The organism is Edwardsiella sp. A.80236, assembly GCF_044540725.1.
Classification (GTDB): Bacteria; Pseudomonadota; Gammaproteobacteria; order Enterobacterales; family Enterobacteriaceae; genus Edwardsiella; species Edwardsiella tarda.
Genome location: NZ_JBIUCY010000002.1, coordinates 146,737 through 163,488, shown reverse-complemented (window position 1 = coordinate 163,488; position 16,752 = coordinate 146,737). Strand labels below are relative to the sequence as shown.

Here is a 16,752-nt window from a genome sequence, read left to right as displayed (position 1 = left end):
AAAAACGCCGGCACAGGGCCGGCGTTTGCAACGGGATGAACGGTGATGCACATCCTTAGATGGCGACGGGGGCCTTAATCGCCGGATGGGGATCGTAACCTTCGATGATAAAGTCTTCGAAACGGTAGTCGAAGATCGATGCCGGACGGCGGGCTAACACTAAGCGCGGCAATGGGCGCGGCTCGCGTCTCAGTTGCAACGCGGTCTGCTCCATATGGTTGCTGTACAAGTGGGTATCGCCACCGGTCCAGACGAAGTCGCCCACCGCTAAATCCAACTGCTGCGCCATCATGTGCACCAACAGGGCATAACTGGCGATGTTGAACGGCAGACCGAGGAAGACGTCACAGGAGCGCTGATAGAGCTGGCAGGAGAGACGACCATCGGCGACATAGAACTGGAAGAAGGCGTGACACGGCGCCAGCGCCATCTGATCCAGTTCGCCCACGTTCCAGGCGGAGACGATAATACGCCGCGAATCGGGATCCTGACGCAGCTGCGCCATCACCTGGCTGATCTGATCCACCTGACGGCCATCGGCACATCCCCAGGCACGCCACTGTTTGCCATACACCGGTCCAAGATCACCCTGCTCATCGGCCCACTCGTCCCAAATGGTGACGTTATTGTCGTGCAGGTAGTTGACGTTGGTCTCCCCCTTGAGGAACCACAGCAGCTCGTGAATGATGGAGCGCAGATGGCACTTCTTGGTGGTCACCAGCGGGAAGCCCTGTTGCAGATTGAAACGCATCTGATGGCCAAAAATCGACAGGGTGCCGGTGCCGGTACGATCGGCCTTGGGTGTCCCCTCATCCAGCACTTTTCTCATCAAATCCAGATACTGTTTCATGTCACCTCTAACTCTCTACGTAAAAAATCAGGATATCTGCGCGCGCGGTTGGCGGCGGTAGGCCCAAACCATCATGATGATGCCGGCCAGGATCATCGGGATGGAGAGGATCTGCCCCATGCTGATCACCCCGTCAAATAGACCCAGCTGCGCGTCCGGCTGGCGGAAGAATTCGCAGATGATACGGAAGGCGCCGTAACCCACCAGGAACAGCCCCGAGACACTGCCCATTGGACGCGGCTTGCGGATGAACAGGTTCAGGATGATAAACAGCACAACCCCCTCTAATAACAACTCATACAGCTGAGAAGGATGACGCGGCAGCATGCCGAAGTGGTTATACACCGCTTGCCATTGTGGATGGGTGGCCGCCAGCTGCATATCTTCGCTGCTCGACCCCGGGAAGAGCATCGCCCAAGGGGTATCCAGCGTGACACGCCCCCACAGCTCGCCATTGATAAAGTTCCCCAGACGCCCGGCGCCCAGACCAAATGGTACCAATGGTGCAATAAAATCAGAAACTTGGAAGAAAGTGCGTTTGGTGCGACGGGCGAACCACAACATGGCCACGATCACCCCGATCAGGCCACCATGGAAGGACATACCGCCGTCCCAGACCTTGAAGAGATACAATGGGTTATCGAGAAACAACGGCAGATTATAGAACAGCACATAGCCGATACGTCCACCGAGGAACACTCCGAGGAAGCAGGCATATAGCAAGTTTTCGACTTCATCCTTGGTCCAGCCACTACCGGGACGGTTAGCACGACGCACCGCCAGCCACATGGCAAAGACAAAACCCACCAGGTACATCAATCCATACCAGTGCAAGGAGACTGGACCGATGGAGAAAATCACCGGATTAAAACTGGGGAAATGCAGATAGTTCGTCATCTGTCACCACAATACTGTCTAAAAAACGGGGAAATACGCTCAAGAGGCGCATCATAGCATAGGAAGGCGGGATGACCGGTGTATGCGTGACGATAAAGTTGTGTAAAAAATCATATCGTAGCGCAACCATCTGCGTCGAATTGGCGTGACACTCGCGATGCGATGGTAGGCGCTACCGGAATAGGGCGTGAGGGCAAGAGGGGAGAGAATCCGGCAACTTACCAACCGCTCAAGGCAATAAAGGTCTGCCAAAATAGCGTCACCACCAGCAGAGCGCAGAGCGGCAGGCTAAACAGCAGGCGCCCAGATAACCAGCGGTTTAATAAGATACCGATCAATACCGATACCGGTAATAACGCCAAGAAAAAGGGCCACGTATAGAGCAGGAAAAGCAGGGTGTTGGTGCCATACACCGCAAACGGCAAGGCAAACGCCAACCAATAGAAGAGAAAGCCCGCCACCCCGCCACTCAAGGCGTAGGAGGGCTCGTCATAGTCGGCGCGACTCAGTTCATCGACTGGCCTGTTGGTGGCGTTCATCAGCATACCCGAATCCTGCGGCAGCAAAGTCTTTAGTCGAGTGGCCAGATGCGGCCACTCAGTCACACGCCAGGCTGTATCTGCCTGGCACGGGACGCCCGATGCCAGCCCTTACGGCTATCACGCCAGCATGTGGCATTGATGATAACCGTGGCGGTAAAAACGTCTAACATTTGCGCGTTCGAATTTGTTACCAATTGTTGGTCACCACGCCCTAGAGTAACGCGTGTCGATAATGTGCGTCGGAGCGCGCTGCGCGACTAGCACGAGTCTGAATTTAGGCCGTAACAATTGTTTCCTCCCCGTGCGCGGGAGATAATAGCGTCAGATGACTCTCCCTGCCCCTGGGCGACGCTCCCGCGGCAGATACAAAGGATGCCCGACTGATGTTTTCCCGTTGCTCACACTCCCTTTCCCTGGCCGCTCTCTGCCTGGGAGCGCTGCTCTGCGCGCCGGCCATGGCACAAACGCATCAGCCTATCGGCAAGATCGCCGAGCAGGAGGTACGTCATATTGCGACCTATTTCCCTGGGCGTATGGCGGGGAGTCCCGCCGAACTCATGATGGCCGATTATGTCAATCAACGCTTTCGCCAAATGGGTTACGACAGCAACCTGCGCGATTTTAAGACCCGCTACCACTACCGCGACAGCAACGGCAAGAGCAGTTGGCATAACGTCACCGCCACCTCGGTGATCGCCGCCAAAACGGGACGCAGCGATAAACAGATCCTGATCGTCGCCCACCTGGACACCTTCACGCCGCAGAGTGACGATGACGTCAACCGTAACCTGGGTGGGCTGACGCTACAAGGAGTCGATGACAACGCCTCCGGTGTCGGCGTGATGCTGGAGCTGGCCGAACGCCTACGTACGGTGAAGACCGATGCCAGCATTCGCTTCCTGGCACTCAGCGCCCAAGAGCTGGGGGGGAAAGGCATCGAAAACTACCTCGCGCGTATGAGCCCGGAGCAGAAGAAAAATACCCTGCTAGTCATTGGATTAGACTCATTGATTAGCGGCGATCGACTATGTGTCAGCAGCAGTAGCCAACCCTTTGCCGAACAGAGCCGCGCTCGACTGCTCAAAGTGGCGAAACGTGTAGGGGTCAGCCTCTGCCATACCAATGGCAGTACGCTCAGCCAGCCGAACAGCCAAAATGAAGGCTTGGCGCTGTTCTCTCAAGCCGGGCTGCCGCTGCTACTACTTTCCGCCATCGACACTCAACATCCGGCGCGCCAGACCCGGCACGATCGCCTGTTCAGCCAGGGGATCAGTTGGCACCAACCGCAATATGACAGCATGAGCTACCTGGATCGGCATTTGCCGGGGCGGATCCGCGCCCGCACTCGGGAGGGCGTCAAGATCCTATTGCCGTTGCTGGAACAATTGGCCGACTGATCATCCCCATCGATTGTCGAGAAACCGCAAACTGTGTCGCTTTGCGTAAAGGGGGATTGCATTGGCGTAAAGCATCCCTACATTATGATCCAAAAGGCGCGGCAGAGGTCCGTGCCCAATTCTAGGCGCAGTATCGAGGCAGATTATGCAAACTGAAGAACAACGTATCATTGAAGGTCTTTTTTCCCGTCTGCAACAGGCCGAAGCGGGTAGCGGCCCGCGCGATGTCGAGGCGGAACGCCTGATCCAGGCGTGCTTGACCAAGCAGCCTGCCGCGCCCTACTACATGGCACAAGCCATGCTGATCCAAGAGGCGGCGCTCAAGCGCCTGAATCAACAGGTCGAGCAGTTGCAGCAACAAGTTAACCAATTGCAAAGTCAACCGCGCAGTAGTGGCGGTTTCCTGTCCGGTCTGTTCGGTGGCGGGCAGAGTGCTCCGCAGAACAGTGCCCCCACCGCGACGCGCAGCAACTTAGGCAGCCAACCGATCCCCGGCGCCGCTAACTACGGGCAACCAGGCTACGGGCAACCGGCACCGGGCTATGCCCAACCCGCCCAACCTGCGGCACCCTCACGTGCGGGGAGCTTCCTCGGGGGCGCCTTGCAGACCGCCGCCGGCGTTGCTGGCGGGATGGTGATGGCTAACATGCTGACCGGTCTGTTCCATCAGAGCCGACCCGAAGAGATCGTCAACATCATCGATGAGACGCCAGCCGCCGATAATACCAATAACGGTGATAACACGGACCAGGCCAATAACGCCCCGGACGAGAGCCAAAATAATAACCAGGATAATGGCCAGAACGACGCCGACTGGCAGAATGCCGATTGGCGCCAGGATAACAACGGCGGCTTCGGGCAAGACGATGGCTTCGCCGATCAGCAAGATGGTAGCTTCTTTGGTGGCGGGGACGACGACGACTCCTCGTTCTTCTAATGCCATGGTGCAGCACACTCAGAGAGAAGGGGCCTCCCTTCTCTCTCCCCCCGTCACTCACAGCGAATCTCCCACCGCCAGTCCCCCATCACTTATCACTTATCACTTATCACTTATCACTTATCACTTATCACTTATCACTTATCACTTATCACTTATCACTTATCACCAATGTAACAAAATGTAACTTGAAATAGATTCGTCCAGACGATATTTCACCTCACACTAGCATAATAAGTAAAGAAGAAGGATCTTTGCATGATGATATATGGCATCCACTCCATTTTCATCGCCATGATATTTTTATTTAAGACGCCATGATTTAAAGTAAAAATCTCATCAATCATTCAAATCCGCATTAGCTATGATCATATCCAGCAAATAAGCGAAGCGATAAAAATAAATAAAAACGAGAGAATAAAAATACAATATAAGTCAGCGTCGTGATAAATAAAACACAATAAAATCAATAAATAAAAATCAATACCCAGATCTAACCCACAACACTAAAAGATATAAAAATTATATTTTATTTATATTTAAAATCGATTATCAGATTAATTATTAAAAATAATCAATCTACTCATAACGAAGTCAGGAAAAATCACATCGTGTAATAAGTTTATAGTGAGCAATCGTGCCATTTTTAGTGTCGTGCGATTATTCTGCCCTTGGTTACGACCCGTTTCATTATAAACCTTCCCCATAATAATTGATTATGTATATCAAGGATATGATATGAAATATAAATACCTTGCAGTGGTTATTCCCGCCCTGTTGGCGATGGGTAGCGTGAACGCGGCAGAGATGTATAACAAGGATGGCAATAAACTGGAGCTATATGGTCAGGTCAATACCCGCTTCTTCTTCGCCAACGCGAAAGATGACAAGGGGAATGACACCTACGCCCGTATCGGCTTCCTCGGCGAGACCCAGATTAGCGAAAACCTGTCCGGTTATGGTCAATGGGAATTTCAGGCCAATGCCAGCAGCATCGAGGGAGACCAAGGAGGGAAGACCCGTATCGCCTTCGCCGGCTTTAAGCTCAACAACGTCGGCAGCCTGGATTATGGGCGCAACTTCGGCGTGGTCTACGATGTCGAGGCCTATACCGATATGATGCCGATCTTCGGCGGCGACAGCTACACCTTCAATGACAACTTTATGAACGGTCGTGCCAACAACCTGGTGACCTACCGTAACAGCGACTTCTTCGGTCTGCTCGAGGGGTTAAACTTTGCCCTGCAATACCAAGGAAAAAATGAAGGTTCGGGTACTATTGAGCGGGAAAATCCAGCCACCGGCAAGATCGAAATCGTCGAGCAAACCGGCACCCAAAACCGTAAAGAGGCCAGCGCCAATAAAGATAACGGCGACGGCGTCGGCTTATCCGTCAGCTACGACAGCGAGTTCGGGGTATCGCTGGCCGCGGCCTACAGCGGATCGGATCGCAGCTTCTACCAGTCGAGCGGCGCCAGCGGCGCGAATGGTGAGCGGGCAGAGGTCTGGACGCTCGGGGTCAAGTATGATGCTAATTCGCTCTACCTGGCCGCCATGTATGCCGAGACGCACAACATGACACCTTGGGGAGAGGACTATAAGCAGACCGCCAATAAGACGCAAAACTTCGAGGTGGTCGCCCAGTATCAGTTCGACTTTGGACTGCGCCCCTCCATCGGTTACCTCTACTCACGCGGCATCGATCTGCAAACGGCAGACGACCGCGTTACCGACGGCGACCTGGTCAACTATGTCGATATCGGTGCCGAGTATAATCTGAACAAGAATATGGTGACCTATATCGACTACAAGATAAACCTGCTGGATGACAGCGAGTTCACGCGAACCAATGGCGTCCCTACCGACAACATCCTCGGTCTGGGCCTGAAGTACCGCTTCTGATCCGGTATGCCATCAAAAAGGGCCTCCCATCGGAGGCCCTTTCTAGTACGTCGCACGGCGGCTCAATTACTGCCGAACATCTCCTTGATCCAGCTAGCCACGCCATCACCACTCTGTGCCGGCGCGCTACCCGAGGCCGGTGTCGCCGGCGCACGGCACAACGCCTGCGGATCGTCGCTCCAGACCGGAATGGTCTGTGCGCTGCCGCACTGGAAGTTACCGGCGGCATCGATACCCACCATGCTAATCCCTTGCGGCGGCACCAGATCCAGCGCCAGCGGTGTCTGGTTCTCCAGATAGCGGCGATACAGCGTCAAGGCGCCACTGGCCCCGGTCAACTTGGAGGGGCCATTATTGTCGCGCCCAACCCAGGTGATCGCTACCTCTTTGCCATCGATACCGGCGAACCAGCTATCACGCAGATCGTTCGTGGTCCCAGTCTTGGCCGCCAGATGATAACGGCCAAACTTACCCGCCAGCGAGCGCGAAGTCCCACTCACCACCCCTTGCTGCATCGCGTACAGCGTCAGGTAGGCGGCCTGCGGCGCCACCACGCTCTGCGCCTGTGGCAGACTCTGGTACAGCACCGTGCCATCCTCGGCGATGACCGAGCGCAGCGCCGACAGGGTCGCCCGATTACCACCGGCGGCGATGGTCTGATAAGCCTGCGCCACCTCCATCGGGGTCAGGTTAATGGCCCCCAACAGCATCGCCGGGACCGGATCGATAACCGCCTTCGGTACCCCCAACAGCTGCCAGGTCGCACTGATCTTATCCAGTCCCAAAGCCATCCCCAGGTTCACCGTCGGCACGTTGAGGGATTGCGCTAACGCCGACATCAACATCACCTGGCCACGATACTGGCGATCGTAGTTCTTCGGCTCCCAATAGGTGCCGTTGGAGAGTTTGATCGACAGCGGCTGATCCTGTAACGGCGTATTGAGACGATACTGGTCCGGCTCACCCAACGCCGTCAGATAGGTTGGCGGCTTCGCCAGCGAGCCGATCAAGCGGCGGGCATCCATCGCGCGGTTAAAGCCAGCGAACTGCGTCTGGGCACCGCCCACCATGGCGCGTACCTCGCCGCTGAAGCGGTCGACCACCACCATCGCCGCCTCCAGATCATCCAGATGCCGCGCGGCGCGTAGCGCTGGAATACCGGCCTCGACCGCCTTCTCTGCCGCATCCTGCGACACCGGATCGAGGGTGGTAAAGATCTTCACGCCGGAGAGATCCTGTACCTTGTCGCCCAGCTTGGCCTGCAACTCCTGACGCACCAACTGCATAAAGGCCGGTTGCGGCGAGATCACCCCGCCCTTCGGCTGTACGCCGAGCGGGCGAGCGCTGAGCATGTTGTACAGATCCTGATCGATGATCTTCTGCTCCAGCAACAGATGCAGCACCACATTGCGTCGCTCTAACGCCAGCTTGGGATTACGCCACGGGTTATACAGCGAGGCACCTTTAACCATGCCAACCAACAACGCCTGCTGATCCAGGCTCAACTCCTCCACCGGACGACCAAAGTAGTAGAGGCTCGCCAGCGGGAAGCCGCGGATCTGATCGTTGCCGCTCTGGCCGAGATAGACCTCGTTGAGGTATAGCTCGAGGATGCGATCCTTGCTGTAGCGATAGTCGAGGATCAACGCCATATAGGCCTCGTTCGCCTTACGCCACAAGGAGCGCTCGTTGCTCAGGAACAGGTTCTTGACCAACTGTTGCGTCAGCGTGCTGCCCCCCTGCACCGTGCGCCCGGCGGTCAGGTTAGCCAACAACGCACGGCCAATGGAGTAGAGGCTGATACCGTCGTGCTGGTAGAAATGACGATCCTCTGTCGCCAGCAGGGTATCGACCAACAGCGTCGGGAAACCATCGCGCGGCACGAACAGACGCTGCTCGCCGTTGGGCGATTGCAGCATGGTGATCAGCCGAGGGTCGAGACGGAAGAAACCAAACTGGCGTTTATTCTCCAGGTTGATAATTTCGCTCAAGCCACTGGCGTCAAACAGCAGGCGAGCATGGATCTGCCCCTCCTTACCATCGGGGAAGTCGAAAGGACGGCGCAACATGTCGATGCTGTTGCCCGCCACGGTGAACTCGCCGGGACGCGTGATGCGGTTAACCTCTCGGTACTGCATACCTTCCAGCAGGTTAACCATCTCTTTCTTGCTGTAGTTCATCCCCGGTTCGAGGCTCACCATCCGGCCATACACCGCCGCCGGCAGCTGCCAGACCTTACCGTCGATACGGCTGCGGATCTGCTGATCGAGATAGACGCCGTAGGCGCCGATTACCACCAGTGCCACCAGCGCCAAGCGGAATAGTAGCCACAACACGCGGCGTCGGCGTGAACGTTTTAGCTGTTTGCGCGCCACATTATCCTCGTCATCGTCATACTCATCGTTATCGCGCTCATCGAGCGCCTCATCATCCTCGTCATAGTCATCCTCCTGGTAACGGCGGCGACGGCGAGAGGGCTCCTTGCGCGGCGGCAAGGGAGCTCGTTTTTTTCCTTTACGCCCGATTGGCTGGCGATCGTCCCCAGACATATCCTGTTTCTCCGGCTGTGCTATGGCGTAAACCGCCTAATGTGCGCGCATCTCCCCCGCCGATGACAGGGGAAAGCTCTGAATTTAATGCCGTTTGGTACGCCTCGTTGGCTGTGCGTTGGCCGGATCATCCGGCCAGACGTGCTTGGGATAGCGCCCCTTCATCTCTTTCTGTACTTCACGATAGGCGCCTTGCCAGAATCCCGCCAGATCGCGGGTGATCTGCAAGGGGCGCTGCGCGGGTGACAGCAACTCCAATACCAAGGCCACCCGCCCCTGGGCGATGCGCGGACTCTCGCGTTCGCCGAACATCTCCTGCAGGCGCACCGCCAACACCGGCGGCTTATCGCTAAAGTAGCGGATCGCCAGGCGCGATCCAGTCGGCACAGTGTAATGAGTCGGCAGCTCACTATCCAGCCGCTGACGCGTGTTCCAGTCGAGTAGGCGCAGCAGCGCCGCCGCCAGATCGATCTGGCGTAAGGCGCGCAGATCCCGCACTCCGTGTAGCGACGGGAGCAACCACTGCTCCAGCGACGCCAACAGACTGTCGTCATCCACCGCTGGCCAATTCTGCTCCGCTAACCATTGCCGGGCACAACTCAGGCGTAGACGCAGCTGTGTCGCCGCCTCGTCCCAACCTAGCGCCGCGATCCCCTGTGCGCGGACCCACTCCAACAGCGCCTGCGCCAGCGTCACCTCATCGGGGCGCGCTAATGGCTGAGCACGCAACACCAGGCGTCCCAGTTGGACGCGGCGCCAGGCACGTAGCGTGCCCTTAGCCTCGTCCCATTCGACCCCGGTCTCCTCGCTGACCAGCTGGGGCAATTGGCACGCCAACTGGTCGATATCGCAGGGCAACGCCAGTAGAATACGCGCCTCGCCACCGGCCGCCCCCTGCAACAGGCTGGCGGCGATCACGCCCGGCATGCGCCCTAAGGGATCATCCGCCTCCAACGCCGCCCCCAGACCATTCGCTAACAGATAGCGTCCATCCTGGCCGCGGGCCGCGGCAATACGATCGGGGTAAGCATGCGCCAGCCACAACGCCGCCGCATCAAGATCCGCCGCCGCCGTTCGTCCACCGAGACGCTTCACCAACTGAGCCGCGCGCTGACGCCAGTGCGGTAATGGGTGGTACAGCGCCTGACGGAGATCACGACTCCCCTGACGCGGTGGTTCTTCGATGATCGCCGCCAATAAGGCGGCACAGGCCAATGCCGCATCGCCGGCCTCCCGCGCGGCGCACAGCATCGCCGCCAGGCGTGGTTCGCTACCGGCGCGCGCCATCTCCCGCCCCAAGGGACTCAATGCGCCCTGGGCGTCTAAGGCGCCCAACTGTTGGAGCAGACGTTGCGCCGCCCCCACTGCCGCGCTTGGCGGCGTATCCAACCAGGCGAGCTGCCCGGCATCGCGGCATCCCCAATTGAGCAGATCCAGCCATAGCATGCTGAGATCGCTACGCAAGATCTCCGCCTGCGCGTAGTCGCTGGCTCGCTCCGCCTGCTCCGCCGACACCAGGTGCCAACAGATCCCCGCGCACAGACGTCCGGCGCGCCCGGCGCGCTGGGTCATCGCCGCCTGACTGGCCCGTTGGGTGACCAGGCGCGTCAAGCCACTGCGTACGTCAAACTGACTGGTGCGCTCCAAGGTGCTGTCGACCACCAGACGGATACCATCGATGGTCAGACTGGTCTCAGCGATATTGGTCGCCAGCACGATCTTACGCCGCCCCTCGGGGGCGGGATCGATGGCGCGCTGCTGCTCGGCCAGCGATAGGGCGCCATACAGCGGACAGATATCGGTATCCGCCGCCACGCTCTCCTGCAACAATGCCGCACAACGACGGATCTCGCCGACGCCGGGCAAAAATAGGAGTAACGAGCCGGACTCACGGTTCATCAGGCTTAACACTGCGTTCGCCGCGGCCTGCTCGATACGCTCATGGGGCGAGACGGGATGATAATGACGCGTCACCGGGTAACTGCGCCCGGCGGAGACGATCGTCGGTGCAGCAGGCAACAGCGTACGCAGACGGGCGTCATCGAGGGTCGCCGACATGATCAGCAGGCGGAGATCGTCGCGTAGTCCGGCCTGTACATCGAGCAATAAGGCCAAGGCCAGATCCGCCTGCAGGCTGCGCTCATGGAACTCGTCCAGGATCACCAGCGCCACTCCGTCCAGCATCGCATCACGCTGCAGCATGCGGGTCAACACGCCTTCCGTCACCACCTCCAGGCGGGTGTTCGGCCCTACGCGATTCTCGCCACGCATACGGTAACCGACCGTCTCGCCCAGCGGCTCACCCAGCTGCTGCGCCAGACGATGCGCCACACTGCGCGCGGCCAATCGCCGTGGCTCCAACATGATGATGCGTCCGTCCAGCGCCGGATGGCGCAATAGCTGCAATGGCAGCCAGGTAGATTTACCCGCCCCGGTCGGGGCGTTAAGCAGCACCTGAGGAGCCGATTGCAAGGCGGCGAGTAACTCGGGCAAGACGGCTGCGACGGGTAATAAGGACACGCGGAACTCCACTCTCTTCTGGGGGAGTGAGGCAAATGGCGTGCTCACCACCTGGCGACGCCCCCTCACACCTATTAACAATTACTGCCGCGCATTGTAGCATCGGGCGATGCCGTTAACGGGAAACCATCATGTCGCAACGCCTTTTTTTCGCCCTCGCCCTGCCGGCGACGCTACAGCAATCGCTCATCCAATGGCGTGCCCAGCACTTTCCAGCCGAGGCAGGGCGACCGATCGCCGCCGCTAACCTGCACCTCACCCTGGCCTTTCTCGGCGACGTCGGACCGGCGCAACAGCGGCAACTCATCGCCGGAGCCGAACGTATTCGCCAGGCCCCCTTTAGCCTAACGCTGGATGATGCCGGACAGTGGCCGCGTGCTGGCGTGGTATGGCTCGGGCTACGCCGAGCTCCGCGTGGATTAATTCAATTGGCCGAACTGCTGCGCTCGCAAGCGGCACGCTGCGGCTGCCAACAAAGCACCTTACCCTTTCACCCGCACATTACCCTGCTGCGCCACGCCTACCAGCCGGTCGCCATTCCTCCGGCTAATTTCCATTGGCAGGTTGAGATCACACAGTTTGCCCTCTTCCGCTCACAGCGCATTCAGGGACGGACCCACTATCAATCACTGGCCAGTTGGCCCCTACTACGCCACACCGCCGCAGAATAACCGACAGGAAGCCTTATGCAGTTCACCGCGCCCCTACAATCCGCCCCCCTGATCAAACGTTACAAACGTTTCCTGGCCGATGTACGTCGCCCCGACGGCCAGATCTTCACGCTACACTGCGCCAATACCGGCGCCATGACGGGCTGCGCCACGCCGGGCGACACGGTGTGGTACTCCACGTCGGATAATCCACGGCGTAAGTATCCCTCGACCTGGGAGCTGACCGAGAGCCAGACGGGGGCGTGGATCTGTGTCAATACCCAACGCGCCAACGCCTTAGTTCACGAGGCGATCGCCCAGCAACGCATCGTGGAATTGTCCGGTTACACAAAAATACGCAGCGAGGTGCGTTACGGTACAGAAAATAGCCGCATCGACTTGTTATTACAGGCGGAGGAGCGCCCCGACTGCTATATTGAGGTGAAGTCGGTCACCCTGCTGCAACAGGGGTGCGGATACTTTCCCGACGCGGTCAGTACCCGTGGGCAGAAGCATCTGCGTGAGTTGCAGCAACAGGTGCAGAGTGGTGCACGCGCGGTGCTGTTTTTCGCCGTGCTGCACAGCGGCATCGAGCGTGTACGGGCGGCCCGCCACATCGATGCTCACTATGCGCAATTATTGGCCCAAGCAAGCGATCTCGGGGTAGAAGTGATCTGTTACACGGCACGGATAACGCCGGGCGGCATCACCTTGACGCAGCCGCTACCGTTCGAGTCGTAAGGGGGCTATCGAACGGAGAATCGCGCTGAAAAGGGGGAAACGCGGCTAAATACGCCGCCCTTCACACCCTTGTCAAGCCGTAGGCAGGAATAATTGCCAACCTCTACCGCATCTGTTATTTATAGCGGCCTGATTTTTTCCCCCATTTGGGGATCGCTAATGCGTGTTATTAGGAGAAGCAGCATGCAAGAAGGGCAAAACCGTAAACCGTCGTCCTTGAGCATTCTCGCCATTGCTGGGGTGGAGCCGTATCAAGAAAAACCGGGCGAAGAGTACATGAACGAAGCCCAGTTGGCGCACTTCAAGCGAATTCTTGAGGCATGGCGTAACCAGCTCAGGGACGAAGTGGATCGTACCGTATCCCATATGCAGGAAGAGGCTGCCAACTTCCCGGATCCCGCCGACCGCGCGACCCAGGAAGAGGAGTTTAGCCTGGAACTGCGTAACCGCGATCGCGAGCGTAAGCTGATCAAAAAAATCGAGAAGACACTGCAGAAAATCGAAGATGACGACTTCGGTTTCTGTGAATCCTGTGGCGTCGAGATCGGTATCCGCCGCCTAGAAGCGCGTCCGACCGCCGATCTGTGCATCGACTGTAAGACGCTGGCCGAAATTCGCGAAAAACAGATGGCGGGCTAACCCCGCCGAAACACCATCAGCCGGTGTTTTATCCTGGCGCTCCGCTGGCTAATCACCGATTGGCTGGCGGAGTGCGCATTGACGATCCGGGAGTTTTTCCGGCGCGTATGCCGTTGCAAAAAATGTCATATTCTCAATCTATTCAGCCAGGCTATGTAGGCCGCTTCGCGCCTTCTCCCTCTGGCGATCTGCACTTTGGTTCCCTGATTGCCGCTCTCGGTAGCTACCTGCGCGCTCGCGCCTGTGGTGGCCGTTGGCTGGTTCGCATCGAAGACATCGATCCCCCCCGCGAAGTCCCCGGCGCCGCCGGACGCATCCTACGCACCTTGGAGCACTATGGCCTCCATTGGGATGGCGAGGTGTTGTATCAGTCACAGCGCCATGAGGCTTACCGCGCCATCCTCGCGCGTCTGCATCAGCAAGGCCTGGCCTACTACTGCACCTGTACCCGCCAACGCATTCACGCGTTGGGCGGCGTCTATGACGGCCACTGTCGCACGCGAGGCCTCGGGCCACAGCAGGCAGCGTTACGCCTGCACCAGACCCAACCGGTCTACCGCTTCTACGACCAACTGCGTGGCTGGATCGATGCCGACGCGGCGTTGGCTCGCGAGGACTTCATCATCCACCGCAAGGATGGGTTGTTCGCCTATAACTTGGCGGTGGTGGTGGATGACCACCAGCAAGGCGTCAACGAGATCGTGCGGGGTGCCGATCTGATCGAGCCGACGGTGCGCCAGATCGCCTTGTATCGCCAGTTAGACTGGAAAGAGCCGGCCTACCTGCATCTACCATTGGCGCTCAACAACCAGGGGAATAAGCTCTCCAAGCAGAATCATGCTCAACCGATCCCGTTGGATGATCCCCGTCCGTTGCTGTTGCAGGCCCTGGCCTTCCTCGGCCAACCGCATCCGGTGGCGCTGCGCGATGTGTCCACCGAGGCGCTATTAGCTCATGCCGTCGCGGCCTGGCGCCTGGAAAATGTGCCGCTGAATGCCACAATGCCGACAACGATTCCGTCTGCACCATTCTCAAATTCCCCTCCGTGAGCTATGATTAGCCGCTTATTTTTCTGCATATCATGCCCCATCGCCTGCGGGATGCCCGGAATGGGCCTGTCGGCCCGTGTAGCTACACGACCACCCGAGCGATGACGGAGCGATTTACCAGACACTATCGAGGTGTACCATTTTTACCCGAGTCGCCAACTTTTGCCGTAGAGTGTTAAACCGCGAGGCGGACAGCGCACCGGAGCAGGAATCTTCCCATCTGAGCGTGATCCCGCGCGATCAACACACGATCTCACGCCAGCAGATCAGCGAAAATGCGCTGAAAGTTCTGTATCGCCTGAATAAATCAGGCTTCGACGCCTACTTGGTCGGCGGCGGTGTACGCGATCTCCTGTTGGGCAAGCGCCCGAAAGATTTCGACGTGACCACCAACGCCACTCCGGAACAAGTGCGTAAGTTATTCCGCAATTGTCGCCTGGTCGGACGCCGCTTTCGTCTGGCCCACGTCATGTTCGGCCCGGAGATCATCGAAGTGGCCACCTTCCGGGGTCATCACGAACACGCCGATGAGGGCAAGAATATCTCCCAGCAGGGTAAGAACGGCATGCTGCTGCGCGATAACGTCTACGGCAACATCGAAGAAGACGCTCAACGCCGCGACTTCACCATTAACAGCCTGTACTACAGCGTGGCCGACTTCACGGTACGTGACTATACCGGCGGCCTCAACGATCTGCGGGCCGGCCTGATCCGCCTGATCGGCGATCCCGAGACGCGTTACCGCGAGGATCCGGTACGCATGCTGCGCGCGGTGCGTTTTGCCGCCAAGCTACGGATGGATATCAGCCCAGAGACCGCCGCGCCGATCGCCCGCCTGGCGCCGCTGCTGCGCGACATCCCGGCGGCTCGCCTGTTCGAGGAGGCGCTGAAACTGTTGCAAGCGGGCTATGGCTATGAGACCTATCTCAAGCTGCGTGAATACCAGCTGTTCCAACCGCTGTTTCCGGTGATCTGCCGCCACTTTACCCCCAACGGCGACAGCCCGATGGAGAACATCCTGGCGCAGGTGCTGAAGAATACCGATCACCGCCTCCAGAACGACATGCGCGTCAATCCGGCGTTCCTGTTCGCCGCCATGCTGTGGTATCCGCTGATCGAGTTGGCGCAGAAGATCACCCAGGAGGGCGGGTTGACCTATCACGATGCCTTCGCCCTGGCGATGAACGACATTCTGGACGAGCAATGCCGTTCCCTGGCGATCCCCAAACGCATCACCGCGCTGATCCGCGATATCTGGACCTTACAACTGCGCCTATCACGCCGTCAGGGCAAGCGGGCCCACAAGTTGTTGGAGCAACCCAAGTTTCGCGCCGCCTACGATCTGTTGGCGCTGCGCGCCGAAGCCGAGCGGAGCGCCGAGCTGCAACGTCTGGCCGAGTGGTGGGGCTCCTTCCAACTCGCCAGCGCCTCGCAGCAGAAGGCCATGGTCAACACGCTGGATGATGAGGGTGACAGCAATGCCGGCGCCCGTCGTCGTCGTCGACCACGTCGTCGCGCGCCTCGCCGCGAGGGAAGCGGCGCATGACCCGCGTCTATCTGGCATTGGGCAGCAATCTGGCCGATCCGCGTCACCAGGTGCGTCAGGCCGTTCAGGCACTGGCGGCACTGCCAGACTGCCAGTTCGTGGCGGTCTCCTCGCTGTATCGCACCCGCCCGCTCGGGCCGCAGGATCAGCCGGATTATGTCAATGCCGCCGTCGCGCTGGATACCACGCTGACGGCGGAGGCACTGCTGGATTGCACTCAACGCATCGAGCTCGCGCATGGTCGCGAGCGTAAGGCCGAACGTTGGGGGCCGCGTACCCTGGATATCGACATCATGCTGTTCGGTAATCAGGTGATCGCCAGCGAACGGCTGATCGTGCCGCACTATGACCTGTTGAATCGCAGCTTCATGCTGGTCCCGTTAGCCGAGATCGCCCCCGACCTCTGTCTCCCCACGGGAGGGACACTGCGTGCGGCCATCGCGCGTCTCGCTGATGCCGGAGATCTCCAGGTGTTGCCCGCCCAGGATGACGCCACGCCAGCGACCTGATCCCTCGGCCCGCCGCCTGACGGC

Annotated in this window: 14 protein-coding genes; 9 read left to right on the top strand and 5 right to left on the bottom strand. The window is 58.7% G+C overall.

Annotated features, from left to right (window positions below; all coding sequences use genetic code 11):
* Positions 1-55: 55 nt before the first annotated feature.
* The 3 genes from thyA to ACEQFP_RS02895 form a co-directional block, all read right to left on the bottom strand.
* A complete protein-coding gene (thyA, locus tag ACEQFP_RS02905; protein ID WP_370546949.1) occupies positions 56-850 on the bottom strand; it encodes a thymidylate synthase in 795 nt (264 codons plus the stop codon).
* Between the two features lie 27 nt (positions 851-877).
* A complete protein-coding gene (gene lgt / locus ACEQFP_RS02900; protein ID WP_005282835.1) occupies positions 878-1,747 on the bottom strand; it encodes a prolipoprotein diacylglyceryl transferase in 870 nt (289 codons plus the stop codon).
* Positions 1,748-1,965: 218 nt separating this feature from the next.
* Entirely contained in the window at positions 1,966-2,289 is a 324-nt protein-coding gene (locus ACEQFP_RS02895) for a DUF3561 family protein (RefSeq protein ID WP_370547562.1), read from the bottom strand.
* 383 nt (positions 2,290-2,672) lie between these two features.
* Between ACEQFP_RS02895 and ACEQFP_RS02890 the strand changes: the two genes are divergently transcribed.
* The 3 genes from ACEQFP_RS02890 to ACEQFP_RS02880 all read left to right on the top strand — a co-directional run bounded on the left by ACEQFP_RS02890 (position 2,673) and on the right by ACEQFP_RS02880 (position 6,525).
* On the top strand, positions 2,673-3,686 hold the full coding sequence (locus ACEQFP_RS02890; protein ID WP_005294910.1) for an aminopeptidase: 1,014 nt from the start codon (positions 2,673-2,675) through the stop codon (positions 3,684-3,686).
* 145 nt (positions 3,687-3,831) lie between these two features.
* A complete protein-coding gene (locus ACEQFP_RS02885) occupies positions 3,832-4,623 on the top strand; it encodes a DUF2076 domain-containing protein (RefSeq protein ID WP_005282824.1) in 792 nt (263 codons plus the stop codon).
* A gap of 738 nt (positions 4,624-5,361) precedes the next feature.
* Positions 5,362-6,525, top strand: a complete 1,164-nt coding sequence (locus tag ACEQFP_RS02880; RefSeq protein WP_370546951.1) for a porin — start codon at positions 5,362-5,364, stop codon at positions 6,523-6,525.
* 62 nt (positions 6,526-6,587) lie between these two features.
* Here the strand turns inward: ACEQFP_RS02880 and mrcB are convergent, their stop codons facing one another.
* On the bottom strand, positions 6,588-9,074 hold the full coding sequence (gene mrcB / locus ACEQFP_RS02875; RefSeq protein ID WP_005282816.1) for a bifunctional glycosyl transferase/transpeptidase: 2,487 nt from the start codon (positions 9,072-9,074) through the stop codon (positions 6,588-6,590).
* 84 nt (positions 9,075-9,158) lie between these two features.
* Positions 9,159-11,594 carry an ATP-dependent helicase HrpB gene (gene hrpB / locus ACEQFP_RS02870; protein WP_370546952.1) on the bottom strand — a complete coding sequence of 812 codons (2,436 nt, stop codon included), beginning with the start codon at positions 11,592-11,594 and terminating at the stop codon, positions 9,159-9,161.
* Between the two features lie 131 nt (positions 11,595-11,725).
* On the opposite strand from hrpB, the gene thpR reads away from it, so the two are divergent.
* The 6 genes from thpR (at position 11,726) to folK (ending at position 16,728) form a co-directional block, all read left to right on the top strand.
* Positions 11,726-12,265: an RNA 2',3'-cyclic phosphodiesterase gene (gene thpR / locus ACEQFP_RS02865; RefSeq protein WP_005282812.1), complete on the top strand. Its 540-nt coding sequence runs from the start codon at positions 11,726-11,728 to the stop codon at positions 12,263-12,265.
* Between the two features lie 15 nt (positions 12,266-12,280).
* Positions 12,281-12,985, top strand: a complete 705-nt coding sequence (gene sfsA / locus ACEQFP_RS02860; protein ID WP_370546953.1) for a DNA/RNA nuclease SfsA — start codon at positions 12,281-12,283, stop codon at positions 12,983-12,985.
* A gap of 183 nt (positions 12,986-13,168) precedes the next feature.
* Positions 13,169-13,624, top strand: a complete 456-nt coding sequence (gene dksA / locus ACEQFP_RS02855) for an RNA polymerase-binding protein DksA (protein ID WP_005282810.1) — start codon at positions 13,169-13,171, stop codon at positions 13,622-13,624.
* Between the two features lie 107 nt (positions 13,625-13,731).
* Positions 13,732-14,673 (top strand): tRNA glutamyl-Q(34) synthetase GluQRS, encoded by a 942-nt coding sequence (gluQRS, locus tag ACEQFP_RS02850; RefSeq protein ID WP_370546954.1) that lies wholly within the window; start codon positions 13,732-13,734, stop codon positions 14,671-14,673.
* Between the two features lie 139 nt (positions 14,674-14,812).
* Entirely contained in the window at positions 14,813-16,219 is a 1,407-nt protein-coding gene (gene pcnB / locus ACEQFP_RS02845) for a polynucleotide adenylyltransferase PcnB (protein WP_206536023.1), read from the top strand.
* Positions 16,216-16,728: a 2-amino-4-hydroxy-6-hydroxymethyldihydropteridine diphosphokinase gene (folK, locus tag ACEQFP_RS02840; RefSeq protein WP_005282807.1), complete on the top strand. Its 513-nt coding sequence runs from the start codon at positions 16,216-16,218 to the stop codon at positions 16,726-16,728. The genes pcnB and folK overlap by 4 nt, the downstream gene beginning before the upstream one ends.
* Positions 16,729-16,752: the final 24 nt, after the last annotated feature.

Excerpts from the sequence above, each read along its gene's own strand:
- thyA (WP_370546949.1), bottom strand. The coding sequence starts at position 850 with ATGAAACAGTATCTGGATTTGATGAGAAAAGTGCTGGATGAGGGGACA.
- lgt (WP_005282835.1), bottom strand. The coding sequence starts at position 1,747 with ATGACGAACTATCTGCATTTCCCCAGTTTTAATCCGGTGATTTTCTCC.
- ACEQFP_RS02890 (WP_005294910.1), top strand. The coding sequence starts at position 2,673 with ATGTTTTCCCGTTGCTCACACTCCCTTTCCCTGGCCGCTCTCTGCCTG.
- ACEQFP_RS02885 (WP_005282824.1), top strand. The coding sequence starts at position 3,832 with ATGCAAACTGAAGAACAACGTATCATTGAAGGTCTTTTTTCCCGTCTG.
- ACEQFP_RS02880 (WP_370546951.1), top strand. The coding sequence starts at position 5,362 with ATGAAATATAAATACCTTGCAGTGGTTATTCCCGCCCTGTTGGCGATG.
- mrcB (WP_005282816.1), bottom strand. The coding sequence starts at position 9,074 with ATGTCTGGGGACGATCGCCAGCCAATCGGGCGTAAAGGAAAAAAACGA.
- thpR (WP_005282812.1), top strand. The coding sequence starts at position 11,726 with ATGTCGCAACGCCTTTTTTTCGCCCTCGCCCTGCCGGCGACGCTACAG.
- sfsA (WP_370546953.1), top strand. The coding sequence starts at position 12,281 with ATGCAGTTCACCGCGCCCCTACAATCCGCCCCCCTGATCAAACGTTAC.
- dksA (WP_005282810.1), top strand. The coding sequence starts at position 13,169 with ATGCAAGAAGGGCAAAACCGTAAACCGTCGTCCTTGAGCATTCTCGCC.
- gluQRS (WP_370546954.1), top strand. The coding sequence starts at position 13,732 with ATGCCGTTGCAAAAAATGTCATATTCTCAATCTATTCAGCCAGGCTAT.
- folK (WP_005282807.1), top strand. The coding sequence starts at position 16,216 with ATGACCCGCGTCTATCTGGCATTGGGCAGCAATCTGGCCGATCCGCGT.